At 47.5% G+C, this 26,687-nt stretch carries 21 protein-coding genes and 2 pseudogenes; 6 read left to right on the top strand and 17 right to left on the bottom strand.

Features of this window, described 5'->3' with window-relative positions; genetic code table 11:
• Positions 1-88 precede the first annotated feature (88 nt).
• Both ACZ5PT_RS15195 and ACZ5PT_RS15190 read left to right on the top strand, forming a co-directional pair.
• Positions 89-835 carry a hypothetical protein gene (locus ACZ5PT_RS15195; RefSeq protein ID WP_464263873.1) on the top strand — a complete coding sequence of 249 codons (747 nt, stop codon included), beginning with the start codon at positions 89-91 and terminating at the stop codon, positions 833-835.
• 12 nt (positions 836-847) lie between these two features.
• Positions 848-1,096: a hypothetical protein gene (locus tag ACZ5PT_RS15190; RefSeq protein WP_464263872.1), complete on the top strand. Its 249-nt coding sequence runs from the start codon at positions 848-850 to the stop codon at positions 1,094-1,096.
• 499 nt (positions 1,097-1,595) lie between these two features.
• Here the strand turns inward: ACZ5PT_RS15190 and ACZ5PT_RS15185 are convergent, their stop codons facing one another.
• The gene (locus tag ACZ5PT_RS15185; RefSeq protein WP_464263871.1) at positions 1,596-2,459 is read right to left on the bottom strand and encodes a DUF6946 family protein; all 864 of its coding nucleotides are present in this window, start codon (positions 2,457-2,459) and stop codon (positions 1,596-1,598) included.
• A gap of 266 nt (positions 2,460-2,725) precedes the next feature.
• On the bottom strand, positions 2,726-3,316 hold the full coding sequence (locus ACZ5PT_RS15180; RefSeq protein WP_464263870.1) for a recombinase family protein: 591 nt from the start codon (positions 3,314-3,316) through the stop codon (positions 2,726-2,728).
• Positions 3,317-4,129: 813 nt separating this feature from the next.
• Between ACZ5PT_RS15180 and ACZ5PT_RS15175 the strand changes: the two genes are divergently transcribed.
• Positions 4,130-5,872, top strand: a complete 1,743-nt coding sequence (locus tag ACZ5PT_RS15175) for a PEP-CTERM sorting domain-containing protein (protein WP_464263869.1) — start codon at positions 4,130-4,132, stop codon at positions 5,870-5,872.
• Positions 5,873-6,003: 131 nt separating this feature from the next.
• Here the strand turns inward: ACZ5PT_RS15175 and ACZ5PT_RS15170 are convergent, their stop codons facing one another.
• Positions 6,004-6,594 (bottom strand): recombinase family protein, encoded by a 591-nt coding sequence (locus ACZ5PT_RS15170; protein ID WP_464263868.1) that lies wholly within the window; start codon positions 6,592-6,594, stop codon positions 6,004-6,006.
• A gap of 516 nt (positions 6,595-7,110) precedes the next feature.
• Between ACZ5PT_RS15170 and ACZ5PT_RS15165 the strand changes: the two genes are divergently transcribed.
• Positions 7,111-8,580, top strand: a complete 1,470-nt coding sequence (locus ACZ5PT_RS15165) for an alpha-amylase (RefSeq protein WP_464263867.1) — start codon at positions 7,111-7,113, stop codon at positions 8,578-8,580.
• Between the two features lie 760 nt (positions 8,581-9,340).
• Here the strand turns inward: ACZ5PT_RS15165 and ACZ5PT_RS15160 are convergent.
• Together ACZ5PT_RS15160 and ACZ5PT_RS15155 are read right to left on the bottom strand one after the other, a co-directional pair.
• The gene (locus ACZ5PT_RS15160) at positions 9,341-9,808 is read right to left on the bottom strand and encodes a superoxide dismutase, Ni (RefSeq protein ID WP_464263866.1); all 468 of its coding nucleotides are present in this window, start codon (positions 9,806-9,808) and stop codon (positions 9,341-9,343) included.
• 159 nt (positions 9,809-9,967) lie between these two features.
• Positions 9,968-10,638 (bottom strand): annotated as a pseudogene (locus tag ACZ5PT_RS15155) (IS3 family transposase); the annotation flags it as partial.
• Positions 10,639-10,713: 75 nt separating this feature from the next.
• Here ACZ5PT_RS15155 and ACZ5PT_RS15150 point away from each other — a divergent pair.
• Positions 10,714-11,870, top strand: a pseudogene (locus ACZ5PT_RS15150) (IS3 family transposase).
• 478 nt (positions 11,871-12,348) lie between these two features.
• On the opposite strand, the gene ACZ5PT_RS15145 reads toward ACZ5PT_RS15150, so the two are convergent.
• From ACZ5PT_RS15145 to ACZ5PT_RS15125, 5 genes are all read right to left on the bottom strand, one after another.
• Positions 12,349-12,945: a hypothetical protein gene (locus tag ACZ5PT_RS15145; protein ID WP_464263865.1), complete on the bottom strand. Its 597-nt coding sequence runs from the start codon at positions 12,943-12,945 to the stop codon at positions 12,349-12,351.
• Positions 12,946-13,031: 86 nt separating this feature from the next.
• A complete protein-coding gene (locus tag ACZ5PT_RS15140; protein ID WP_464263864.1) occupies positions 13,032-13,286 on the bottom strand; it encodes a hypothetical protein in 255 nt (84 codons plus the stop codon).
• A gap of 1,154 nt (positions 13,287-14,440) precedes the next feature.
• Positions 14,441-14,647, bottom strand: coding sequence for a hypothetical protein (locus tag ACZ5PT_RS15135; protein WP_464263863.1), 207 nt, complete (start codon positions 14,645-14,647; stop codon positions 14,441-14,443).
• Between the two features lie 622 nt (positions 14,648-15,269).
• Positions 15,270-16,124, bottom strand: a complete 855-nt coding sequence (locus ACZ5PT_RS15130) for a rolling circle replication-associated protein (protein ID WP_464263862.1) — start codon at positions 16,122-16,124, stop codon at positions 15,270-15,272.
• A 378-nt stretch (positions 16,125-16,502) separates the two neighbouring features.
• Positions 16,503-16,826 carry a hypothetical protein gene (locus ACZ5PT_RS15125; RefSeq protein WP_464263861.1) on the bottom strand — a complete coding sequence of 108 codons (324 nt, stop codon included), beginning with the start codon at positions 16,824-16,826 and terminating at the stop codon, positions 16,503-16,505.
• A 223-nt stretch (positions 16,827-17,049) separates the two neighbouring features.
• On the opposite strand from ACZ5PT_RS15125, the gene ACZ5PT_RS15120 reads away from it, so the two are divergent.
• Entirely contained in the window at positions 17,050-17,271 is a 222-nt protein-coding gene (locus ACZ5PT_RS15120) for a hypothetical protein (RefSeq protein WP_464263860.1), read from the top strand.
• A 313-nt stretch (positions 17,272-17,584) separates the two neighbouring features.
• On the opposite strand, the gene ACZ5PT_RS15115 is transcribed toward ACZ5PT_RS15120, so the two are convergent.
• The 7 genes from ACZ5PT_RS15115 to carB form a co-directional block, all read right to left on the bottom strand.
• Entirely contained in the window at positions 17,585-18,805 is a 1,221-nt protein-coding gene (locus tag ACZ5PT_RS15115) for a rolling circle replication-associated protein (protein ID WP_464263859.1), read from the bottom strand.
• Complete coding sequence (locus ACZ5PT_RS15110) at positions 18,802-19,227, bottom strand: hypothetical protein (protein WP_464263858.1); 426 nt, start codon at positions 19,225-19,227, stop codon at positions 18,802-18,804. Before ACZ5PT_RS15110 ends, ACZ5PT_RS15115 begins: the two co-directional genes overlap by 4 nt.
• A 110-nt stretch (positions 19,228-19,337) precedes the next feature.
• Entirely contained in the window at positions 19,338-20,300 is a 963-nt protein-coding gene (locus ACZ5PT_RS15105; protein ID WP_464263857.1) for an NADPH:quinone reductase, read from the bottom strand.
• A gap of 33 nt (positions 20,301-20,333) precedes the next feature.
• Positions 20,334-22,487, bottom strand: a complete 2,154-nt coding sequence (gene recG, locus ACZ5PT_RS15100) for an ATP-dependent DNA helicase RecG (RefSeq protein WP_464263856.1) — start codon at positions 22,485-22,487, stop codon at positions 20,334-20,336.
• Positions 22,488-22,496: 9 nt separating this feature from the next.
• Positions 22,497-22,700 carry a DUF1858 domain-containing protein gene (locus tag ACZ5PT_RS15095; RefSeq protein ID WP_464263855.1) on the bottom strand — a complete coding sequence of 68 codons (204 nt, stop codon included), beginning with the start codon at positions 22,698-22,700 and terminating at the stop codon, positions 22,497-22,499.
• Positions 22,701-22,840: 140 nt separating this feature from the next.
• Positions 22,841-23,317, bottom strand: coding sequence for a transcription elongation factor GreA (gene greA, locus ACZ5PT_RS15090; protein ID WP_464263854.1), 477 nt, complete (start codon positions 23,315-23,317; stop codon positions 22,841-22,843).
• Between the two features lie 81 nt (positions 23,318-23,398).
• Positions 23,399-26,656, bottom strand: coding sequence for a carbamoyl-phosphate synthase large subunit (gene carB, locus ACZ5PT_RS15085; protein ID WP_464263853.1), 3,258 nt, complete (start codon positions 26,654-26,656; stop codon positions 23,399-23,401).
• Positions 26,657-26,687 lie beyond the last annotated feature (31 nt).

Genomic DNA, 26,687 nt, shown 5'->3' with positions numbered 1-26,687 from the left:
CGGATTTTTTGCTTTTTGCATTTAGTTAAGGTCTAATAGCCATATCTGTAGAGCAAACAACAGCAACTGAAGAAGTCAGAAAAGTAAAATGTCTATCACTCCTCAAAAAGTCGAAAATAGCAGCTGGAAGCTCTGGCTCAAAGAAGCGTTCGTCCTGGTTTTCAGGGGGCCTTCCCTATGGGTTACCATTTTATTTGCGATCTCCTTCGTGTCAGCGCCGGTTCCTGCGGAATATTATAACTTCGTTAGGGCTCTTATCTCCTTGCCGGTCCTTGCGACATTGATCATCTGTATGCAGGGAGTTGATAAGGGAGAGGTCTCGGTAGGGCTTTGTTTTGCCGCACTGAAAAACATCCAGGCGGTACTCTCAATCTTTATCGGAATTTCCTTGGTAACCGCCGCTATTTCTTATGCTAAAGCCTTGTCGGCAGCATCAGGGCGCTTGTCTATCGACTACGCGTACTTATGGGATCTGCAGGGGCTGCTAAACAACTGGGCAATCAACCAGGTCGAGTTTTCCTTTTCCCTGTTTGGTCTGGGTCTTGTGTTCTGGTTTGCGCTTCCCTTATGCCTGTTCACTTCCCATGATTTTTCGAAGTGTTTCCGTACCGGTTTGGTAACCATGCGTCTGAATATCATTCCGCTTGGAAGTGTGATTGGTTCGCTGCTATTGCTAGTTGCTGTTTTAGACAAGATCAACAGTCTGTTGGCTATCCCTTTGATCATCTACGTCCCGGCTGTTATGTATGTTAGCTACCGGCACATTTTTCTTGGACAGGCGGAGAATTGCCCGGTCCGGGAGAGCATTTGTGTCGAGGCCGTTGCGCCGACTTAAAGTGAGGTCCCTATGAACCGAGTCATACTGGTCGCTTTGACCTTATGTTTTACCGTCCTAGTTTCTGGACTCTCACAGTGCTTTAAAACAGTAACCAGGACGGCGCCGGAGTTGACAGTGCAAACCGGCAAGCAGGCTTTACGAGTTGTCGGTAAGGAGACCACCCCCTTGCTCGATGAACCGGTCATGAATCGACATGAGTTAAGTAGCCATTCTCCCATTTCAAATGTTGTGACTTCAGGCGAGCGTCAGAACATGTAAGCCGAAACCTAAATCAGGACGTATGAGTCGTTCGCCAGGGGTGGTGAGCAGTAATTGTTTGATCAGCTAGTGAATCACCACTAGCAGAACAGGCTATTCTTAATCTCGAAAATAGTAGTTTTCACACATCAAATCGTCCCTAATAGCGAAAGGCCCGCCACTTGTCGCGCGGGCCTTCTTTATATTCTGCGAGTTTCCCTGATCACGGGCTCTTCCGGCGCTCAATGGTCGCCGGTTGCAGTGTAGTACTCATCATTGAATCGGGCGTAGTTTCGATAGGCAAACCTCCTTGTTGGGGTTAGCGAACCTAAAACATCCTATGTGTTTATTATAGCACTATCTGACTGCCGTTGCGCACGCCACAAGTCAATCAGTCTATTCAGGCAGAGGTGTGTCAAATGTAGTTGCAAGCGGTCCAATCTCAAAACTTCTAAATTCCGTACGATCCTTTTAACTTTTGAGCGAGCGAGGAGAACTAATGATCGAATCGAAGCCCCTGTTAGACTTTTAAGTAACGGGCTTCGCCTTTTGCCCAGCCAAGGTAGAGATCGATCCCCATGCTAGTTGTCACATGGACAAGTTCACCAATGCCTGCTTCTTTCCCATACAACTGAACAAAAGCCTGATAGTCCTCAAGCCACTCGTTTTCTTGGCTAAAAGAATGTACGATCATGACAGCCTTAGTTGCATGAAAACGCTTTGCTTCAATGATTGCAGATGCTGTTCTGTGGAGTAACTGATAGCGAATGTTCGGATTGATGTCACCGGTCAAGCCAAGCTGCTTTTTGAGGTAGGCCAGACGCTCAATTTTTCCTTTGGTTTGTGTGTTCCACTTTCCAAGTGTTTCGCCGAACGGTTCTGAAACCTTTCCCTCTATCGTTATAGAAACGAGTTCGTCGGGCGTTCTCGCGAGAACAAAAGCATCATTTTGCGACTGGGTACTGCCGCCGGGCAGGGGAACTTTGTGTTCTGGAAAAACCAAGGCAGGAACAATGTCAACAAAGTCGCCGCTGTCAGCATGATCGAAAAGTTCTTGTATCTCCTTAGGGAAGCCTGAAGCCTCCTCCCAACAATAGGCGAGAGCTTTTGCTGAATAGCCTGTTTTCCATTGTTTTTCAGGGTCCGCTAGAAATGCTTGCCAACTCTGGGTTCCTGTGGATGGTGTATATATCATTTTTCTTCCCCCCTGTTCAATTTCCTCCCAAAAATCCTTATGGAGTTGGGAAACGATCTCACTGCGGCTCTTTTGTGGATATTCACTTTGATATGCAGCATAGTGGTTGGCTATGAACTTCTGAATCCTTTTTTTAGTTTTACCAATGTTTTTCTCTAAGGTTGGGTCGCGCATTTCTCTGATTATCATTGTTGTTTTTATTCTCCTTTCGATGCCAAGAAGAATACGTAAGGGCTGTGACAAAAAAAGTCACAGCCCTTACGCATCGGGTTTGCACATATCCATGGCGGATTTGACCAATGCCAGATTTCTTTAGTGGCTATCCTTTATCGGCAGGGGAAATTGACTTGTTCTCAAATATCCTAATTATGGAGAAGGCCAGTTCGGGCAAAAAGTTCCTCAACTCGTGACTTAAGTGGAGGCTGCTGCCAAATTGAGGCACAGCCTCCATGCTTTCAACCCTGCTGAACCTGCTCAATAAAATCCCTGTCTAGCTTCGCCGCCAGTCTGTAAACCGTTGCCCTTGATACATTGAACTGGCGAGCCAGATCCTCCTTGCTCATGACTACAGTTTCCAGCATCTCAAGCAGTTCACGCGCTTTCCGCTTTGATAGCTTTGGCTTGCGCCCGAATTTACCCCCCGCTGCCATTGCTCGTTCTCGTCCCTCTTTGGCCCTTTCGGTTATCAGTTCGCGCTCAAACTCACCAATCACTGCCAGAACGTGAAAGATCAGGCGGTCGGTCGGGGTTGAAGTATCAAGTTCCTGATCCAGAACCTGTAGGTCACATTTTTTATCCTGAAGGACTTGGGTGATCTGCATCAGTTCAAGAACGGAGCGGGCGAGTCGATCCAACTTGGTGACAACAAAAAAATCTCCCTCCCTGACGTAGTTCATGGCCTCTTCAAGAGCAGGTCTTACGGTTCCCCTGGCTCCCGATGCTTTCTCCTCAAAAATCTTATCGCAGTCTGCCAGCCTATCTCTTTGCAGACTGAGGTCTTGGCTGTTTGTGCTGACGCGAGCGTATCCAATCCTTTGACCGTTCATATCCCAAATCCTCTCTCCCTCTCAGGTTCCTATTTCACTGAAGATTTTTGAAATGATTCCCCATCCCCAAAGGCTCATTTTCGCAAAATACCCGAATTTTTCTGGTCAAAATCGACTTTTCGACTTGAAGTATTTTCAGTTAGTTAGAAAGGTGTTGAGTTTTGGTACGACTTACGAGATAGCCTAGTTGGAATTTGCTTTGTGATTTTGGTTAGATGGGTAGCTGTCGTATTGAGTTGACGGCTAAATTGGCTGGCTTGGGGATTTCGCCGATAGGTTTTTGCCGATTCAGCCAGTCGGTTGTCGATCAACTCCATACATTTGAGAAGATTAGCCCATCACATCTTCTAAGATTTGCGGAATGTATATCCACTAAGCATGTTGCGCTGGCGAATCGGCGAGGCAGGCTCGTTTCGAGCCGGATATAGAGTCGACTTTCTTTACACAAAAAGTTAACCGCCGCTCCCTCTCTCTAACTACCCTCAATTACTAGGAATCAAGACGGCATGGTTCCTGCTTAAACAACAGAGGTCTGCGCAGTTTACTGGCTATGTACACGCCCATGATTCTATCCACAGCCATGCGAAAGGAGGGGGGGGGGCTGATTCTCTTCTGACCAGAATCGGTCAGACAGCAGAATAATCCTGCGTACGACGGTCTAGAGTAACAATCTTCCCTCATTAGGCCAAAACCTGCACCCACCTACCAGGTCTATCCTTTCGAGTGTCGCAAATGTAAATCCCTTAAATGAAAAGAATGTAGCTTCAGGGAAACCATGAAGATCCATCTTATTTTATCCAAGGGGGCAAGACAATGAATGAAATACTGTATAAAAACAGTACAGGTTTTCAGCGTGCATGGCCTTACAAGAAAAATACTCTGTTTGTTTGCTTGTTTATCTCAATTCTGTTTATGCCGTTAGCCACGGTCCACGCAACATCCTTTTCTGACTGGACGACAGTAGTCAACAACAAAACTGTTGCACCGGTTTCGGGAAAAAAGACCTTCTTCAGCTACAACCAACCTTCGATCAATGATGCCGGAACCGTCGTCTTCCGGGCGCGAGCTAAGACGGACGACGATGGCAACGGCGGCACAACCAGTGGCATATTCACCCGAGACATGTCAGTGGCCAGCGCACCGGTCATCGCAATCGCCGAGAAGAAGGGTGAAATTCCGTCCCCCAACAACATTGAAAAGCCCGGTCCGGCGACTTTCAATGAATTCCCTTCCTTTTCCAGGATAGACGCCTCGTCTGATACCCTGGCCTTCCGGGGGCAATCGCAGCCCTCGTGGAACGTCATCCTAGGCGAAGAGGAGGAAACCCGTAGCGGCACTTCAGGACTTTATGTTGGCTCCGCAGATGGCAGCTTGAGTACGGGGATACGAAATATTGAAGCCGAAAAGGGCTTCCCTGCCTACCTGGTCCCGAATCAAACAGATACCCGTTTTGAGCAGTATCCCGGCGCACCATCCCCAACCGGCAACGTCATTACCTTCAAGGGAAACTGGACTAATTCCGACGGTATTGGACAGACTGGGGTCTATTATAGGGACCTGACCGCCGCCAACGGCGAATCACCAGTTGTCGAGATCGCCAGAAGGGGCGATGAAATCCCGACTGCTGCCCTGCCGCAAGGGACGGTAGCTGCCAAATTCGATTCAACGGCTCCGCCGAGCGCTGCGGCAGGCAAAATGGTCTTCACTGGGCTCGACAATGAAGCTGCCCCAACAGCGGGCGGAATATTCATGGCCGATCTTGTTGAAAACGCTAGCCTGACAACGGTCGCCGGTTTTAATACTAAGGTTCCCAAGGCCGAGAACTACACCTTAAACACTTTTGGAGAAGGCTTGTCGTTCGATGGCCGATACGTTGGCTTCTGGGCTGGTTGGGGGGAGGATACCTTTGAAAAAACGGTCGAGTGCAGATCCGACGGCAACAGCTCCTTGTCTGCTGCATGCAAAGGACAAGATGACAACGGCACAGCCAACGACGGGATATATACTTTTGATGTCATAAAAAACCAGGGCATCTTCCTCGCGGATACAGTGACGGAAGACCTCTTTCTAGTTGCCCAGACCGGAGACCTTTACGAGGACTTCCTGTTCTGGAATTTCTCGGGTAAGCCGGAGGACGCCGGGAACGGTGATGACACCGACGAAGCCGAAGGGGCACGCTGGCGCTCGTCCGCGTTTCTTGCGCTTGACGGTAATGATCTTGTATTCAAGGCCCTTTCCACATCTGGTGAGTCAGGCCTTTACGGAGCGATGGATGTGACCGATCAGTTCGTTTACGATGATCTATTCACCATTCTCACCACTGGAATGGACGGTGGACGGCTCGATTCAATGGCAGAGGGGCTGCCTATTATCTCCCTCGGTATTGAGCGGGATGGTTTCCGCAATGGTCGGCTGGCAATTAATGCCAGTATGGACAACGGTGATGAAAGTTGGGCTGGAATCTATGTCGCCCCGGTTCCAGAACCCTCAACAATTTTCCTTCTTGGCGGCGGTTTAGCTGGCCTTGCTCTTTATCGTCGAAAGGCTAAAAAGTAGCTCCCATTGCATACCTATAAAAAGGCCCCGATTCATTCGAGTCGGGGCCTTTTTACTTTTAGTGCGGGCAGGTCTCATATATCGTGAGTTAAGTGGAGGCTGCTACCATTTTTGGTGCAGCCTCACAGCTTTCAGATTGCCTGAGCCTGATCTTCAAACTCTTTATCAAGTTTCGCTGCCAGCCGGTAAACCGTTGCCCTGGAAACGTTAAACTGGCGGGCCAATTCTTCCTTGCTGATGACCACCGATTCAAGCATATTTAGCAGCTCTTGCTCTTTCCGTTTTGACAATTTCGGTTTCCGACCGAATTTCACTCCGGCAGCCATTGCTCGTTCACGACCTTCTCTGGCCCGTTCGGTGATCAGTTCACGCTCAAACTCGCCGATCACGGCAAGAACATGAAAGATCAAGCGGCCTGTCGGCGTTGAAGTATCAAGTTCTTGATCGAGAGCCTGAAGGTCACATTTTTTATCTTGGAGAATCTGGGTAATCTGCATCAGTTCAAGGACGGAACGGGCAAGCCGATCTAGTTTGGTGACAACAAAAACATCTCCGTCCCTGACATAGTTCATGGCCTCCTCAAGCGCAGGTCTTACAGTTCCCCTGGCTCCCGATGCCTTCTCCTCAAAAACTTTATCGCAGTCTGCCAGTCTGTCTCTTTGCAGGCTGAGATCTAGGTCGGTAGTGCTGACGCGAGCGTATCCAATCCTTTGTCCGTTCATATCTCGAATCCTCTCTCCCTCTCAGGTTCATATTTCACTGAAGGATTTTTTGAAATGAACCCCATATCCAAAGACCCATTTTCGCAAAATACCCGAATTTTTCTGTTCAAAATCGACTTTTCGACTTGAAGTATTTTCAGTTAGTTAGAAAGGTGTTGAGTTTTGGTACGACTTACGAGATAGCCTGGTTGGGATTTGCTTTGTGATTTCGGTTAGATGGGTAGCTGTCGTATTGAGTGGACGGCAAAATTGGCTGGTTGGGGAATTTCGCAGATAGGTTTTTGCCGATTCCGCCAGTCAGTTGTCAATCAACTTCATAGTTTCGAGACGGAAATTCCCTCTAATTGACTGAGTAATATTCGTTTGTTTCATGTTCGCAGGCTCTTGCAATCTCATTAAGTCCTGATAGACGTAAATATATCACAATAATATCGATAAACCCGATAAAGCCAATTCTCGTGAGAGGGAAGAGCAGAAAGCGACGGGTCTTTGCCGTGGCAACTAGAGGAGGAATTCATGTCCATTGAAAACGGGGTGATTTTTCAGTTTTTTCACTGGTATAGCCACTCGGATGGAAATCTTTGGAAGGAATTAAAGAATAAGGCTAGTGAGCTTGCGGACCAAGGGATTACCGCCGTTTGGTTCCCTCCGGCCTATAAGGGGCACAGTGGAGGATATGACGTGGGCTATGGGGTCTATGATCTTTTCGACCTTGGCGAGTTCGATCAACAAAATACCGTTAAAACAAAATATGGGAGCAAAGACGAACTGCTAGAAGCAGTTGAAACCGTTCAGGCCAGCGGGATGAATGTCTATGCGGATGTCGTTTTCAATCACAAGAATGGAGGGGATTTCATAGAAGAAGTGTGGGCCCAGGAGGTTGACTGGAATAACCGGAATATCACCAGGAGTGACTGGCACCCGATATCTGCCTGGACGGGATTCAATTTTCCGGGTAGGGGAAATATTTACTCAAGTATGAAGTGGCATTGGTGGCATTTTGATGCTGTCAGTTACAATGCCGTAACCCGCGATTCATCCAAACTGTATCGGTTGAAAGCACGGGGTTTTGAAACCGAGGTCAGCCAAGAGTATGGCAACTATGATTACCTCATGGCCAGTGACCTCGATATGGGGGAAGACCAGGTGCGCGGCGAACTGATGTACTGGGGCCGATGGTTTATTGACGTCACCAATGTCGATGGGTTCCGCATAGATGCTGTTAAACACATTCGTTCCAGTTTCTTCCGGGATTGGCTCAATCACCTTCGAAACCACTTCGGTGGGCGGGAACTATTCAGCGTGGGGGAATATTGGTCTGGGAAAGTGGAAAATCTGCATCGGTACATAAGCCAGAGTGGTGGCGTCATGTCCCTTTTCGACGTTCCGCTGCACTACAAACTCCATGCGGCCAGTCGCATGGGGGCGGGATTTGACATGCAGTCCATATTCGATGGAACTTTAGTGAAGGAACAACCAGCGCTAGCAGTGACTTTTGTTGAAAACCATGACAGTCAGCCTTGCCAGAAGCTGGAATCTCCTGTGGAACCCTGGTTCAAACCTCTTGCTTATGCCCTTATTCTTCTACGGGGTGATGGCTTCCCGTGTGTTTTTTATGCAGATTACTATGGCGCAAGGTATCCCAATTGCCGTGGAGACTATGATGTTCTTCTCTATTCCCACCGGTGGTTAATAGATAAATTTCTATGGGCGCGCAAGGCTTACGGTTTCGGGGTTCAGTATGACTATTTCGATCATAGAAACACAATAGGATGGACCCGCCTGGGTAATGCTGAACATCCAGGAGCCATGGCAGTTATTTTGAGCAATGGTTCGGATGGACACAAGTGGATGAACGTTTGCCGGGCCAATTCCGTCTTTTACGACATCACAGAACATGTCCCCGAAAAGATCCAGACAAACGCTGATGGCTGGGGATGTTTCCGCTGTAAGGGCAGGTCTGTTTCAGTGTGGTTGCAGGAATAAATGGTGCGATAGGAGGGCTGGGCAACTAATATTAATTTTGGCTATTTACCCCCGCTCCAGTTGAGACATAAAGTGTCACGGAGCGAGATTACTCTGACCTCACTACTTTCGTAAATACTCTTGAGTTATATAAATGATCTCAGCCTTCAGTAAAGCGTCTCAAAAATTCTAACTTTATGTTCACTACCCCCTTTTTGGAAAAGAAAACCGGCCTTTCCACTTTGTTGTGACTTTTTTCTGAATCCTTAGCGTACGTTTTCGTTCCGCTGGGCTTCAAAGGCAATGGCCGGGTAGCTGCATTTCCGGCAAACTTTTCCGGCTACAGATCGTACCCAGTTGTTGTAATGACACGCTTAGCGTACGATTTTTCCGAATTCTGCGTTAGCCCCAATAAGATTGCTTGAGTGGGATTTGAGAGGCCATTTTGTGTGCTGTTGGATAAATTGTGTATAAAGCGCTGTTTGGGTGATGTTATGGACTGCTGGACGCGGGCTGGTCCTCATTGCTTAAATTTTATACATTCGGGTGCGTAAAGTGTTGTTATAAAATTTCGTATGTACGAAATTTCAGGTAGGAACTGGGGCTTGAATTCGGGGTTTGTAGCAGGGCATTATTCCAGCACAAGACATAAAAACGGCCCAACCATTTGAAGTCAGATTGGGCCGTTTTTTTTATGGATGGTATTATATCGTCCGTTTCAATGATTCTGGCAAACCAGGCGAATTTGTGCGCCGACTTTAACCGATGGCATCTTGTGCATTTAGTGCTTGTGTTCGGGATAATAAATAGCCAGAGCCTCAATACTTTCCTTTAGGTTTTTCGCATATTTCATGTCAGCATTTTGCTTGGCATTCATTGCCGCAACGATTACTGCATGGTGCTTTATCAAACGTTCAGCATAGTCCTTTTGATCCGACTTGACTCGCTGCGTCAAAAAATAATCGCTAATTGTAGAAATGATATTTTGAGCATGTTTTTCTTTATTCATTACCCAACGAACCAATTGATTCTGAGACTGTGCATCGGACTTGCCTGATAACTCGACAATTAACTTCACTGACTTTTCAATGGTTGTGACATCTTCGAGCATCAATTGAACTCGGGCATGGTCATCATAAATCCCACATGGGATCTGGCAGTGGGCATAAATTCCTTGCGGCAACACCAGAACCGATCCGATTACAGCAAATACCATCAACAACAACACGTTTTTCAATTGTTTCGTCATCACTTCCTCCGTCGATTAATTTAGACTTCATAAAAGATTTATCAAACCTTTCTGGGAGGTCAAGGACATTGCTGTAAATTAAAATCCGACCTGATTAGTGCTAATCAGGCCCAATGACCGGGTAACTGCGATGAGTGCCAACTATTGATGAACTAGGGTGTCCGTTACCCAGACTTGATTGGGTTCTTGAACATCAAAGTCTTGATTGAGATGGTTCTCGGCAAAAATAGCTGGTTTGCCGCTCTTGAACCGAGGCTTTTTGTAGCCAACCTGCGCTTTAAGTCCAGCCAGCTTCATCAATCTGGCAACACGGTTAGGTCCGCATGTTTCACCATGTTCGCAAAGATCGAGATGAATTTTTCGGTAGCCGTAGATGCAACCGCTCTCCAGCCAGAATTGTTTGATGAGTCCCAACAGTCTTTCGTCGTCTTTTTGCCGAGCTGACTTAGGCTGGTTGGTCCAGGCATAGTAACCGCTACGATGAACATTCATCATGCGGCACAGGTTGCGCGTAGCAAAAACATCCTGTTGCGCCCGGATAAAGGCATACCTCACAGGGACTCTTTGGCGAAGTATGCGGTGGCCTTTTTTAGAATATCTCGTTCTTCAGTGACGCGTTTAAGTTCGTTGCGTAGCTGCCTGATCTCAGCTTGCTGATCATCCAATTCAGCAGCCTTTTGTGGGCCGTGGTCGTACTTCTTGCGCCATGCATAGAGGCTGTGAGTTGTTGTGCCTAAACGATTCGCAACTTCCTGAACCGAATAGCCGCGTTCAGTGATTTGCTTGACGGCTTCAATCTTAAATTCTTCGGTGTAACGCTTGTTGCTCATGTGATCCTCCTGGATGGACTGCCCTCAAAACGCTAGGCACCTCCTAAGGTAGAATTAGATTTTGCGGAGGTGACAATGAGCAACCAGCAGTATCCCAAGGAATTTCGAGAAGAAGCAATCCGCCAGGTGCTGGAACGAGGCTATTCCGTCAAGGAGATATCCGAGCGACTAGGGGTATCGACGCATAGTTTGTACAAGTGGGTCCAGGCAGCAAAACCATCTCCGACAAAGAGCAAAGACGAAGAACTTCTGGAAGCCAAACGGGAGATTCTTAAGCTCAAGGCTGAGCTTCGGCGAACTCAGGAGGAGCGTGAAATACTAAAAAAGGCCGCCGCGTACTTTGCAAGGGAGTCAGAGTAAAGTACGCGTTCATTGATGAGCACCGCGAGAGTTTTGGCATCAAAACTATGTGCCGGGCTCTGAAAATTCATCGCTCGGGCTTTTACGCTTGGACTCATAAGCCTGTGTCTGGCCGGGCCAAGGAGGATTTGCGGCTCCTTGGCCTGATTCGCGCCTCCTATGAGGCCAGTGGCTGCACCTATGGCAGTCGCCGGGTCTATGCGGATCTAAGGGAGGCAGGGGAAGGCTGTGGCATCAACCGTGTGGCCAAGATCATGCGTAAAAATAAGATACGAGCTTTGCGTGGATATAAAAAACCAAGGTATCGTTATAGTAAGCCTCACATGGCGGTTCCAAACCAACTTGAGCAGCAATTTACTGTTGATAGCCCGAACGCCGCATGGGTGACGGACATCACCTACATTCGAACTTGGCAGGGTTGGCTTTACCTCGCCACGGTTCTCGATTTATATGCCCGTAAGGTTGTTGGTTGATCAATGAAAGCAACGCTTGAAAAGGAACTGGTGCTGGATGCTTTACTGATGGCCGTTTGGCGGAGACAATCCAAGAATCAGGTCGTTCTTCACTCTGATCAAGGGTCACAATACAGCAGCGATGAATGGTCACGATTCTGCGAACAGCATAATTTGCCAGTCAGCATGAGTCGGCGTGGTAATTGTTATGATAATGCAGTCGCGGAATCTTTTTTCAGCAGCCTAAAGAAGGAACGCATTCGTAAGCAGATTTACAGAAACCATGACGAAGCACGCATGGATGTTTTTGATTACATCGAAGTGTTATACAATCGTAATCGGCGACATAGCCATCTTGGCGGCATGACCCCAGAAGCATTTGAGCAGAAGTTTGAAAACAGGCAGCAGGTGTCTAGTTAAGGGGGGGTAGTCCATATGGAGTTTTACTGTAAGTCGCCACTTCCAGTAACTCGAGATGAGTTATTTTGATCAAGCGATATAAAATTTACAATTTTGAATATTGTGAAGGGCTGATCATGGTGGGGAAGGGTGTGACAGGCCTAATCTGTGAAATAATTATATTTATTCCTGGGATTCGGGCATGTCTGTAAAATTTCATGACTTAAATCTCACTCATCCATTTTGAAACACCCCAAATGGATTACCGTTTCTAGAGCTACGGTTTACAGGCTGGCAGCAAAGCTTGATAAGGAATTTGAAGAACAGAACCAGGAGGCATGAAACCACGGAGGCTGCTCCTGATTTGGTTGCAGCCTCCGTTAAGTCACAATATATGACACCCGCCGCCAGAACTGTTTACTCAATCTGCGTTACAGGCCCACAACAGCGGCAGAACCAACAAAAAATGGATTTGTCCCATCTCCCAGAGATAGTCCTTTTAGCGAAGCTTTGAAACATGCTTAGCGCTTGCCCAAAATCTCCTCTTCCGATAAGCAAGCCGCCTGCAATAAACCATAATGCAAACCTGTTCCACTCCATAAAGAAGTAACCCAATAAAAAACACCGCCAAAAAGTGTTGTGTCAAAGCTCCAGAGACTGCATAAAAGAAGTAAAATGCCGCCCGATAACCGAGATGTGACCATTTCGGCTGCGGTTCAACTTCACTATCCATCTGCATCAGATCAATCATCAAAACGGAGAAACAATAGGTTACCAAGGCAACACTCACCATAAATGACGGCGGGGGATAACCGAGGAACTGACGAACCGATTCAGAAACTGAGGAGAACAAATCAAAATCTCTCAACAGGAAAGCCCCCATGCTGATGAGGATAAATAGTAGGATGGCCCCAAGTCCTCGGCGCGAAAGGGTTTGGCTTTCTTGCCCTATCTGCTGCTGGATACGACTTAACTCATGTCGTGATGATTCCGTTTCCTGCTTAATTATTCCAATCATACCCCATCCACTTAACGACCAATCTGAGGCGCGTTCAAACGCTATCAGTTCAGGCTTTGCTATGACCTTCTCGATCAATGTGATACATGCGACTCTGAGTGGTCGTCCAATTCTTCTTCCCAACCAGACCACATCAATGACACTTACCAAACAGATCTGATCTCTTAGCTGTACTTGTTTGTCGCGGTTTGTAGTTCATCTTCCATTGATTCTTTCTTGCCGAAGTCCCCTTTAACCAATCTAAAAGCCAACCTAACAACTGGAACAATTTGCAAAAACATAATCAGTCCACAAATACCCAAAAAAAGCCAAATCAGAGCATTACTGCGATCACCTCTTGCGCCAGTCTCAGCTAATACTGGTGAGTAGAAAACCATCATAATGCTGATTGCTGCTACCATTCTTGCTGTCCATGACATAACTTACTCCGTTGTTAAATTTGTTATGGTGATAGGTTATTAAGTTAATGCTGTTTCAAGATCACCAACGGCACATTCTACGACCGAGCGTAGCTCTTCATTGTCTTCATGGCTTAGAGGCGTTAGAGCGGTTTGATTGTTCCACAGAATGTATTTCACAGGTAACTAAGCACTAGACGTGCCAAAGCAAAGATAATTGATATTTCTTATTAGTTTCAATAGGTTGATTGGTACTAAAAATGAGGTGAGCGCCCCTGTTCCACAGGAATTTTCCTGTGGAACAGGAACGTTCTTGCGAAACAGGGTGGGAGTTTTCTTTTTTAACTACGGTCCTATCCACAAAACAAAGCTGCGGTTCAGCAGCGCTGCCACGAATGATTCTGCGTCATTGCGTGCCAACAGCAGGTACGAGCAGTCTCTCAAATTGCTTAAGCGTTGGCTTTGCTGTTGAAATCACAGCAAAGCGAAAGCGCCAATTTTATGTTTCAAATGTCTGGGTGCGAAAATTAAATCTCAATATATGAGAATGATTTTCTGCTGAAGGGGAGGGTGTGCTTTAAGTCTTTACCCTATCCAACACAACATGTGATGAGACGGCCCAACCATTTTGTTGCCGTGCCTCAGGGTATATCACAGCAGATCCGCTTCCTGTAATTGAGTCCCTGTCCGCTGGGTGCCTTAATACAACTGGATAACTGCACTCGCGCGGCAAAGGATGGAGGCGATGATGCTTCCATCGGTTCCGTATGTAAAATCTCACTATAAATCTAATGAATGAAGAAGTGTGTTTGTACTTTTACTTCAGAAAAGTAAGGACTTTTACTTCGTTGTACGGGCGAGGTCATGGACAGCCCCCCGCGAGAATATCTAACGTCGCATAATAGGTGTTCTGTCGATAGACATTTTAATGATGTGGCAGGGCAGGGAGAGGGATTGACACCTCTCGATATACGCATTACAATCACTGAAAATCCTCTTAAACTTTAGCGAGTTGGGGTGGTTTTTTATTGAAACCTCGGAGTTGGCGCTCTGGGGTTTCGTCTTTTAAAGCCTCTCGGAGTTGGCGCTCTGAGGGGCTTTTTCTCTAATGTTTACCTGATCTGATTACCATTGGTGGTAATTGGCGTTACCATTAGTGGTACATAAAGTTGTGGCTATTTTAATTTTACAGCAGACAGCATGTCAAGCTCTGGAGATTCTCCAACGACCTCAAGTTGTAAATTTATCGATTCAAGTTTCTGCTGAACAAACCAAGATGCCGTCCCCCGAGGATATCCACCTTTCTTGATATTTTCCTTAAATTCCTTCCAAACATCCTCATCAATAGAGAGAACTACCCTAGTTTTATTTTTTCCCGTCATTTTGGCCGACCCTTTCTATGTGTTTCCTACGTGCATCAACTGTGACATAACTATCACGGGAGGATATATCCGTCAAATTTATTTTTGATTTAAGGGGACTACGTTTCCATTGTTAGAGCTTACACATTCTCGTTGCATAGGCATGTTTATGTTGATATGGTGCGACAAGTAAAACACTCGATAACATTGGAGTCATTGCCATGCTCAATAACCAGCGTGTAGATCCGCCACGGTGCCCAACCTGTCGACAATCAATAAGGCAAACCCCCAATGGGTTCAAGTGTGGCAATTGTAACTTTATCCTTGAAACTACTAAAAAAAATACCTTAATTCCCCCTTCCTCCCCTTAATAACGCTCGCCTAACGGCTTTGCTGAAGCGTCCCTAAAAGGGAGCTTCTACCGTGATCAGGTTCGCTCCATCCCCCACAAACCCGCAAAAAGCCGCGGGCCTGCGGGTCCCCCGGTCGCTCGGCTTGCGGCCGCCTAATCAGGGGAGGGCGGTACTAGTTTTGGTCGGCATGGCTAACAGGAAGAGACGAATTAACAAGCAGTTTTGGTTGTCCTAAGCATTCTAGCTCGTCTGCAACAGCACACTGGAAAAAACCGCCATTGCCTGACTGTTCAAAAAGGGATGCTATGGTCTGTGCCACCTGATCGATTTTCGAATCCGGAATCTCTTTCCGGACGGTTTGAAGCTGAACAACTAGACGATAGGCTATTTTCTGTAGATTTTTTGTCTGATGATATTTGATTTTTTCTTTGCTCATGATTTTGCCTTTCATTGTTGGGGTGTTTTCCGTATCCCTCAGTAAGGAGATGCAGAAGGAGAGTATTGTCACCAGCCTGAGCAAGTTGACTTGCCATTCCGAATAAAAACTCCAACTGTTCTATATTTTTGAGACCGTCTTTCTGCCTGGACGGAGGTGGAACCCAGAAACCGTAATCGCAAACGAATCCCTTGCCATGCAGGAGGACATTTACATTTTTATCGATATAGGTTTGAACGGTTCGCCGATATTGTGAGCCGCAAGCCCTGAAGGTTTCTGGCTTTGCTTCATCTCGTAGCCCTTGAGAGATGGAGTAGCGATTGCCATAAATACGGTTGCCGTAAAAATTATCTTTCTGTTCTTTAGTGACGTATTTGAGCAGGTAGCGGATGCAGCGGAACGAATCGCCCCTGAGTCTTTTGACATCGACGGAATTGGAAGATTGTTTCCAGATATCAACCAGATAACGGATGTTGAAATATTTATTGGTCAGCAGGTGGTAATGGATATTGCCGGATAGCGGTTGGATCTCAGCGACACAGGTATATTCAAGCTGATGTTCAGGTTTCCCGGTGACGTCTGCTAATCGAGCGTATTTCTTCGACAGGGTATTGAGGAAGCGTTCTTTCTCTTTGTTGGCGTAGTCATGATTGACGGTCCCATCATCATTTAAATCAGAGATTTTCGGATCGAATGTAAGGGTTAACATAGTCTTGAACGGGGTTTTGACGTTTCGACCAATGGACAGACCCCGCATGGGTTTGCTACATTATCAACGTCGCATAATATATAGGGTGGTAACGTTAACCTAAATGTGGCTAAGAAAGGGCAGGGAGAGGGATTGACACCTCCCGATATACACGATAACATCACAGAAAATCCCCTGAAACTTTAGTCGGTTGTGTGGATTTTTTATTGAAACCTCGGAGTTGGCGCTCTGGGGTTTCGCCTTTTAAAGCCTCTCAGAGTTGGCGCTCTGGGGGGCTTTTTCTCTAATGTTTGCCTGACCTAAATACCATTGTTGGTAATTGGCGTTACCAATATCTGGTAGTTCTTCTGGTCGCGATTCTAATTTTCAAACCCTTCTTTAGTCAACTGTGTTCTCTGAATCATCATCCGAAGGACCACTAACCCATAATTCACCAACTGCACCTCGCTGGTCTCCATCTGTCACCAAAACGGAATCACCGACAGAAATGCAAATATCGCTAAAGGTTAGTTGCTCTCCAGAACGTTTTTTCTCAAGAGTATTGGCCAGACGAGGAATAAGCCCGCTACGTAAATATTCGTCGATGACAAGAGAAACGGTCTGCTTAGGGAGTTTCAGCTCTTTAACAAGCTCCTGTGCCCGATCCATACTTTCTTGATCGAGCGTTAAATAATATCGTTTTTTACCTTCTGCTATTGGCATGCGATCTCCTTTGTTTTTCGGAATATACAATGGTGTCACACCCGTGTCAACGGTAAATCGTGTGCCTCTTTTCTACCGTGACAAGATCGACAAATACGAAAAAAAAGAGTAAAGCGCTTTACTATCAGCTACTTACAGAAATTCTACCCTTGATTACTCAACTAAAATAGGTATATGCTTAGGACAGCAAATACTTCATAACAGAGAATACAAGGAGAGCAAAATGGCAGATCGATTGTTGAGAAAAGTAAGAAAAACAGATGCGACGAAACTTGAAGACCTTCTTCTGGTTATGGCCAAAAATGTTGAAAATTCCCTTATCGAAGGAGGAGCAGTACCCGGAAAGGATTATACAATTCGCGATCTCTACACATGGGGACTGCCTTTTGCCCTGTCTGTTTTTGATTCAGAAAAAGCCGATATTGAATTCGCTGTTGAGTTCTGAAATTCACTGGAAGGGTCAAATAGATTTCTTCTGGTCGTTGCGCATTAACATGCTGCACTCCGAAGCGCAAACGCGCTCCGGCCGCGCAGTGCCTCTTGGTCTTCCTCTCGCAGGGGCGAGAAGTCGACCAGTTGGCACCCTTGCTTTCTACGATTATTGAGCCATGGGTGGCGCATCCATTGCCGCTTCGCTTCCAGTTAAAATCTCAAAAGCGCCGACTGGGGAAGGGGGGTTAACAAGCAGTTTTGCCTGTCCCAAGCATTCAAGCTCTTCTGCAACAGCACACTGTAAAAAGCCGCCATTGCCCGACTGTTCAAAAAGGGATGCTAGTGTCTGTGCGACCTGATCGATTTTCGAATCCGGTATCTCTTCGCGGACGGTTTGAAGTTGTATAACAAGACGATAGGCTATTTTCTGTAGATTCTTTGTTTGATGATACTTGATTTCCTCTTTCACCAAATTCGTCGATTTTTTCATGATTTTTCCTTTCATTGTTTGAGGTTTTTCCGTATCCCTCAGTTAAGAGATGCAGAAGGAGAGTATCGTCACCAGCCTGAGCAAGTTGACTTGCCATACCGAATAAGAATTCCAGCTGTTCGATGTTTTTCAGACCGTCTTTCTGCCTGGATGGAGGTGGAACCCAAAAACCGTAATCGCAAACGAATCCCTTGCCATGCAGCAGGGTATTTACGTTTTTATCGATATAAGTTTGAACGGTTCGACGATATTGGGAGCCGCAAGCCCTGAAGGTTACTGGCTTTGCCTCATCTCGAAGTCCCTGCGAAATTGAATAGCGGTTACCGTAAATCTGGTTGCCGTAGGGATTGTCTTTCTGTTCTTTAGTGACGTATTTGAGCAGATAACGAATGCAGCGGATTGAATCGCCCTTGAGCTTTTTTACATCGACAGAATTGGAGGATTGTTTCCAGATATCACCCAGATAACGGAGGTTGAAATACTTGTTTGTCAGAAGGTGATAATGGATATTGCCCGTCTGAGGTTGGATCTCTGCGACACAGGTATATTCAAGCTGAAGTTCAGGTTTTCCTGAGACCTCTGCTAATCGGGCATATCGTTTAGACAGGGTATTGAGGAAGCGTTCTTTCTCTTTGTTGGCGTAATCATGGTTGACGGTGCCATCGTCGTTTAGATCAGCGATTTTGGGATCAAAGGTGAGTGTCAGCATCGTTATGAAGGGAGTTTTTACGTTTCGACCAACACGCCTGATTTTCTTTCGAGCCTCATCGGTTAAATCATCGGTACAGCGTTTTCCACGTTTTGCGCCTTTCGGTTTTAAAGAAGCGCGTTTCGGGGAGAAGTAGCCGCTGGAAATCTCACCGGAGGGATACAGGTTGACGGTGACACCAACAGAAGTTTCATCGACGCAGGAAAAATAAATATCCCGTTGCCACTGTTCAAGATCGTTAGGACTACATAAATACTGGTTATCCTCATCCGCCAAAGGTTCTGTCAGACATTTAGAACTATTATTAAATCCAGAGGCAGGAGCTTCAAACAAGGAGGCTTGGCTCATGGTTGCCTCCGGGGTCGCCCGGGCTGGCCACCACGACCTGCCTCTATAAGTGACGGTCTAACGAGATCGGGGGAACTCCAAGGATGCTTCTCTGCACGTAGATCAGCGGATATCTGCTTGATAGCAGCATTGCGTTTAAGTCCCTGAGAAAGGTAGAGGTCGTACGCTTCGACCAGGCGTGCGTAATATCTCTCTAAGTTTTGTTTTGCTTCCTGGGCGAATATCTCTGAATCAGCAGCAGCACGAGACTTGGCAAGTTTTGACTCTCGATTGATGATCTGGACGAATCCGGTGAGGGAATCGAGCAGCTGTGCATAGTGGTGATAGTGTTCTCGTGGGAGAGTTACGGTTACTTCGAGTTGGCCATCATCGAGGTGATTGACCTTGAGGGTGTCTTGCAGGTATTGAAATAGCGAGGTCATTGAAAGACCCCACTACGGGATGACGCATATTTAACGTCGCATAATATATATTATGTCAACTAAGCTATTTTTTAAATTCTGTAACTTTAAAATGAATGTACTGAGACCTCTCAAGGGATCAGTACGATTTTTCCCTTTGCCCCCGATTCCATCACCTTCATATGCGCCTGAGCAGCGTCCACAAGAGGCATTTCAGCATTGATCACTGGCGCTAGCGAACCATTTTCCATCCCGGCTCGCAGTGCCGAATGGATGCAGAATAACTCTTTCTCTGTCGTATTGAACAATGACATTCCTAAAATAGCGGCGTTACGTCCCATGATCGCGCGTGGATCAATCTCGATGCTGCCGCGAGTACCGATAACCACGACCCGACCAAATTTTGCCAGCAGATTGAGATCCTTTGCCAGGTTGATGTTGGCCAACATTTCCAAAATGACATTAACGCCCTGGCCACAGGTTAATTCATCAATTTCATCACAATAGTCTGGTTTGCTGTGATCAAGTGCAGCAACAGCTCCCTGCTGCTTGATTAGTTTGAGTCCCGCGGGAGTCCCCGCAGTGCCAATAGCACGGATGCCATTGGCACTGGCCATCTGCAATGCCGCCAGACCGACAGCGCCACTGGCACCATGAACCAATATGGTCTCTCCAGGCAGTACCTGCGCTCGATAAAAAATTGCGAAATAGGCAGTCGAATAAGGAACGCCCAGCGCGGCACCAGCATTAAAACTGACATTATCCGGCAACTGATAACAGTTTGTTTCCTTCGCCAGCAGCTGTTCGGCATAGCAACCGGTATCGCTGCCAAAACAATAGACCCGGTCACCAACCTTTCGGTGTTTAACCTCTGGGCCGACAGCGATAACCACCCCAGCAGCATCGAATCCAGGGGTATAGGGTAATTGTGGACTGACGGGATAAATCCCAGCACGGATATAGGTGTCAACCGGGTTGACACCTATTGATTTGATATCGATGTGTAGCTGATTTGCCACCGGTGGGAGCAGCGCGACTTCCTGGAGCTGCATGACACTGGGATCGCCAAACTTATGAACACGGATCGCTTGCATAGAAACCTCCCAACTTAATGAGATGTAAGCATATCAGCCGATACCAGCAAGTTCCAGTCGACCGCCCCAACGGCGGAGTAATTCTGCTTTGACTTGATTTGCTGCGGGATCATTTAGCATATCCGTTTTCTCAAGATAATCGAGGGCTTCCTGACGAGCAGTTTCTAGAATGCGGGCATCACGTAAAAGATTGGCAACCCGAAAATCTGGCAATCCTGCCTGCCGGGTACCAAGGAATTCTCCCGGGCCGCGAATTTCCAGGTCAGTCTCAGCGATACGAAAGCCATCTTCTGTCTCGACCATGACCTGCAAACGTTTGCGAGCATCTTCACTATAATGTTCTGATGGGACTAACAGGCAATGGCTTTTGTCGGCTCCCCGACCGACCCGTCCGCGTAACTGGTGCAATTGAGCCAGCCCGAAACGATCAGCGTGCTCGATCATCATCACTGTCGCATTCGGCACATCGACACCAACTTCAATAACCGTGGTCGCCACCAAAAGATCAAGTTCTTTGCGGCGAAAAGCAGACATGACTAAATCTTTTTCTGCTGCTTTTAATCTACCATGCAGTAGTCCAATGCGGGCCTGCGGAAAAACCTCGTTGGCCAACTGTGTTGCCGCTTCGGTAGCGGCCTGCAGATCAGACTTTTCTGATTCTTCGACCAACGGATAAACAATATAGGCCTGCCTGCCCTGCTCTAGTTCTTCGCGGATCTGCGCGTAAGCTTTGCTGCGTTGCCAGCCACTATAGATTTGCGTTGTCACTGGCTTGCGCCCCGGTGGAAGTTGATCAATGACCGAAATAGAAAGGTCGCCATAAAGGGTCAAAGACAGCGTGCGTGGAATCGGCGTTGCGGTCATCACGAGAATGTCGGGATTACATCCTTTGTGCTTGAGGATACTGCGTTGCTTTACACCGAAGCGATGCTGCTCGTCGACAATTCCCAGACCAAGGCGTTTAAATTCAACCCCTTCCTGTAGAATCGCATGGGTACCGACGACCAGATCGACTTCGCCAGTAGCAATTTTCTCTAACGCTACCTTTTTATCGGAAGCCTTCATACTTCCCTGTAGAAGCAGTGACCTAAGTCCCAACTGTTCAAGCCATCCATGAAAGGTGGCAAAGTGTTGTTCGGCGAGAATCTCGGTCGGTGCAACAATTGCGACCTGGGCATCATTTTCAATCGCGATCAGCGCCGCCATCAAAGCAACCAAGGTTTTACCGCTGCCAACATCCCCTTGTAACAAGCGGTTCATGGGATGGGCAGACATCATGTCCTGTTTGATTTCGCCCAGCACCCGACGTTGTGCCTCCGTCAATTTAAAGGGCAGCATTTTGTTCAGCGGGATGGTGTAACGGTGCTCAACTTTAAAAGCAAACCCCTCTTCCAGTTGTATGCCCTGGCGTTTTAATAAGAGACCAAGTTCCAGATAGAAAAACTCGTCGAAAACCAGAGAACTACGAGCCTGATCCCTCCCCTGCTGCAAAGCAAATAGATCCGTTTGCTTGTCTGGCCAATGCGCCTGAAGGAGCGCGTCAGTCAGCGGCATCAGTTTATGCCGCTGCAGAATGTCGGTGGGAATCTGACTAACGACAAACCTGGCATGATCTGCAACGAGTGGAAACCAGATTTTACGTGATTGTTTCTGACTGAGTCCTTCTGTTAAGGGATAAACAGGGAGAATACGACCGAAATTAAGTGGGTCACTTTCCAATAACTGCATTGGATCGACACCCTCGGGAAGAGGTTCAGCATCGGGATGATAGATTTCTCGCGTGGCGCCATACTGTTTAACTTCGCCGATAAAGACTGATTTCTGGCCGATTGGGAAAAGTTTTTGCAACCAGGGCTTGCGGTAACGAAACCATTTGAGAGAAATCTGACCGCTGTCATCGCCGACAATAATTTCATATATCTGCTTGCGAGTGCGCGCGGTTTTTGCTTCTCCAGCCGCTAGGACCCTGCCGACAAAAACCTCTTGCTGACCGGCACGCAGTTGGGAAATAGACTTAAGTTGCCGACGGTCTTCGTAACGTAACGGGAGATGATAGAGGGCATCTTCGACCGTTTTCAGGCCGAGCTTTTCAAGCTTGGGTAACATTCGCGGACCGACGCCGCGAATGTTACCCAATGAGAGGTTCAGTGCAGAATGGTTTTCTGTCGTTGAAATGGCAGAGGGCATCTGCCCGGCTCAGTTTTCGAAAATAGCGTTCAGAGCAGTGAGGATATCTTCAACATCAAGTCCATGGGCCCGTGCGCCCTGTTCGAGAGTTTCGTTCATCGCCCCCATGCAGCCGACACAGCCGAGATTGAATTCACCGAGGACCCTGGCAACTTCCGGGCTCATTTGCAGTGCCTGGTGAAAGGTCATATCTTTGGTAATCTTCTGGCCCATTATTTTCTCCATTAATTGAATTTATTTGGTAAGTGAAATGTTTAAAATTGTACGAATTGTCACAGAAGAACTCATAAAATGCAAGAAAAACGGGGCAGAGTCAAAAGACCCGCCCCGCCATTCAACTATATTAAAGCAGCTCAGCTGTATTCGATACTGGTGACTTCGTAGACGCGCACACCAGAAGGAACGACAATCTTCACTTCTTCATCGACAGTATGGCCAATCAGGGCCTTGCCGACCGGTGAGGTAACAGAAATCTTACCGATTTTAATATCAGCTTCTTCTTCGCCAACAAGCTGGTAGGTCACCTCTTTTTCTGTGTCGATATCAAAAAGGGTCACCTTGGCGCCAAAAACGATTTTATCGCTGACGATGGTCGCTGGGTTGATTACTTGCGCTCGAGCAATCTTGTCGCCGAGTTCCAGGATACGGCCTTCGACAAATCCCTGGCGATCTTTGGCGGCGTCGTATTCAGCATTTTCAGAAAGATCGCCATGGCTACGAGCTTCTGCGATATCCTGTACAACCTTAGGACGCTCGACTCGGACCAACTGCTTTAACTCTTCCTGCAGGCGCTGATGACTCTCTTCGGTCATCGGAACCGTGTCGTTCATACTTATTTACTCCTGAAAAAATAATAGTGGGCGGGGAAAACCCGCCCACATATTGTTTATATTAATGTTTGTATTAGTTAACTACGATACGGAATAATACTCTTGCAGCGGAGTGACGTCAAGACTTTCTCTCTTCATTGCCAGAATCCCATCAGTCACAGCATCAATTCCAGCGACGGTTGTAAAGTACGCAATCTCTTGCATCAGCGCAGAACGTCGGATCGAATAAGAGTCCGCTACCGATTGAGCTCCAAGAGTTGTATTGAAAACCATACATATTTCCTTACTCTTTAGGGCATCAACGCAATGTGGTCGACCTTCCTTGACCTTATTGACGTATTCCACGGCAATGTCTTTGTCGGCGAGAAATTTAGCCGTACCGCTGGTGGCAACGATGGTAAAACCGGCCGCAATGAGTTTTGTCACCGATTTAAGTATTAACTCTTTATCCGAGTCCTTGACGCTGATAAAAACCTTGCCACTTTCCGGCAGTTTAACTCCGGCACCAAGCTGAGCTTTAGCAAAGGCTTTGCCGAAATCGTAATCAATCCCCATGACTTCACCCGTCGATTTCATCTCCGGCCCAAGCAGGGTGTCAACTCCTGGAAATTTAACGAAAGGAAAGACTGCTTCTTTAACCGAAATATACTTCGGGATGATATCGCCTGAGACGCCAAGTTCGCTCAAGGTTTGGCCGGCCATCACCTTGGCAGCGATCTGCGCCAATTGCCGTCCGGTCGCCTTGGAGACAAAGGGTACGGTTCGACTTGCACGTGGATTGACTTCAATCAGGTAGATAGTCTCCCCTTTAACAGCGAACTGGATATTCATCAGTCCGATGACCTTGAGTTCGAGAGCCAGTTCAATCGTCTGGCGACGAATTTCGGCGACAATTTCCTGCGACAGCGAGTAGGTTGGCAAGGAACAGGCCGAGTCTCCAGAGTGAATCCCTGCTTGCTCGATATGCTGCATTATTCCGCCGATGACGACATCAGTACCATCAGAGAGAGCATCGACATCCACTTCGATCGCTTCCTGAAGAAATTTATCGATCAGAATTGGATGCTCCGGTGACGCCAGAACGGCAAACTTCATGTAGTTGCGTAGCCGTTCAACATCGTAGACGATCTCCATCGCCCGCCCGCCGAGGACGTAGGAAGGCCGAACCACAACCGGGTAACCGATCCGGGCCGCGATTTTCTCCGACTCTTCAAATGAACGAGCCAGACCATTTTCTGGCTGGCGCAGGTTGAGCTTATGCAGCAGCGCCTGGAAACGTTCACGATCTTCGGCACGATCGATGGCATCTGGTGAGGTTCCGATAATTGGCACACCAGACTTTTCCAGCTCAACAGCTAACTTCAACGGCGTTTGGCCACCAAACTGAACGATAACCCCTTCCGGCTTTTCGATTGCGACAATTTCCAGGACATCCTCAAGGGTCAACGGTTCAAAATAGAGCCGGTCGGAGGTGTCGTAATCGGTAGAAACCGTTTCCGGGTTACAGTTGACCATGATGGTTTCGAATCCAGCTTCAGCCAGAGAAAATGCCCCATGCACGCAGCAGTAATCGAACTCGATCCCTTGGCCAATCCTGTTAGGGCCGCCACCCAGAATCATAATTTTGCGCTTATCGGTTGGCTCTGCTTCGCACTCGGTTTCGTAACTCGAATAAAGATACGGAGTAAAGGCTTCAAACTCGGCGCCACAAGTATCGACGCGTTTATAAACCGGGCGAACGGAAAATTTATGCCGCATTTCGCGGACATCCTTTTCGGTCACTTCCCAAAGAGACGCCAGTCTCTTATCCGAAAAACCATATTGTTTGGCACCGCGCAGTAGATCAATGAATTGCTGATCACCAGCAGCCATCAGATTTTTCTGCGTAACAAGCAGCGACTCCATCTCGATGATCTGCTCGATATTATGTAAAAACCAGGGATCGATCCCGGTCAGCTGATGAATTTCATCAATGCTAAAACCGGCGCGAATAGCGTCACCCAGATGCCACATCCGATCACAGTTGGGAATACGCAAGTTGGTGCGCAGTTCATCCAACTCGTTTTGTGACAAGGTGCGACGGTAGTCACCTGGGGTTTCAAACAGACGACTCTCAAAACCGTGCGAACCTATCTCCAATGAACGGAGCGCTTTTTGCAGACTCTCTTTAAAGGTCCGACCGATCGCCATCGCTTCTCCGACCGATTTCATCTGTGTCGTCAAGGTGGCGTCCGCTTGCGGAAACTTTTCAAAGGTAAAACGCGGCACTTTGGTGACCACATAATCGATAGTCGGCTCAAAGGAGGCCAGCGTCTCACGGGTAATATCATTGGTGAGCTCGTTTAACAGGTAGCCGACCGACAATTTGGCGGCAATCTTGGCAATCGGGAAGCCGGTTGCTTTTGAGGCCAGCGCCGAGGAGCGGGAAACGCGCGGGTTCATCTCGATGACCACCAGACGACCGTCTTTCGGGTTAATCCCGAACTGGATATTGGAGCCGCCGGTCTCAACGCCGATCTCACGGATGATCTTTAGCGAAGCATCGCGAAGAATCTGATATTCCTTATCGGTCAAGGTTTGCGCGGGTGCAACAGTGATCGAATCACCGGTGTGGACACCCATAGCGTCAAAGTTTTCAATCGAGCAGATAATGACGACGTTGTCGGCCATGTCGCGCATGACTTCCAGTTCGTACTCTTTCCAGCCGATTACCGATTCTTCAACCAGCACCTCGTCGGTTGGTGAGGCATCAATGCCTGCCATGACCATCCGCTCGTATTCTTCGAGATTGTAGGCAATCCCGCCCCCGGTGCCACCGAGCGTAAAAGAAGGCCTGATGATCGCAGGGAAACCGACCGACTCAATGACCTCCATCGCTTCTTTATGACTATGCGCCAGACCGGAACGGGGCACAGCAAGACCGATTTTTTCCATCGCCGCTTTAAACAGAGTGCGATCTTCCGCTTTTTTGATCGGGCCGAGCTTGGCACCGATAAGTTCGACACCGAACTTATCCAGAATGCCCATTTCAGCAACGGCAACAGCCGTATTAAGGGCAGTCTGGCCACCAAGGGTCGGCAGCACGGCATCCGGGCGTTCCTTTTCGATGATTTTGGCCAGAACTTCCGGGGTAACTGGTTCGACGTACGTCCGATCGGCAAAGTCAGGATCGGTCATAATGGTCGCCGGATTTGAATTCAGCAGGATGACTTCGTAGCCCTCCTCTTTCAGGGCTTTACACGCCTGGGTTCCCGAATAATCGAATTCACAGGCCTGACCGATAATGATCGGGCCGGCACCGATAATCAGAATCTTTTTAATGTCTGTACGCTTGGGCATGGACGTTCCTTATATAAAAAAAATCGATAAA

This window comes from Desulfuromusa ferrireducens, from assembly GCF_055389805.1.
The sequence above is the reverse complement of the archived record's forward strand: the minus strand, read 5'-3'. Positions and strand labels throughout refer to the sequence as shown.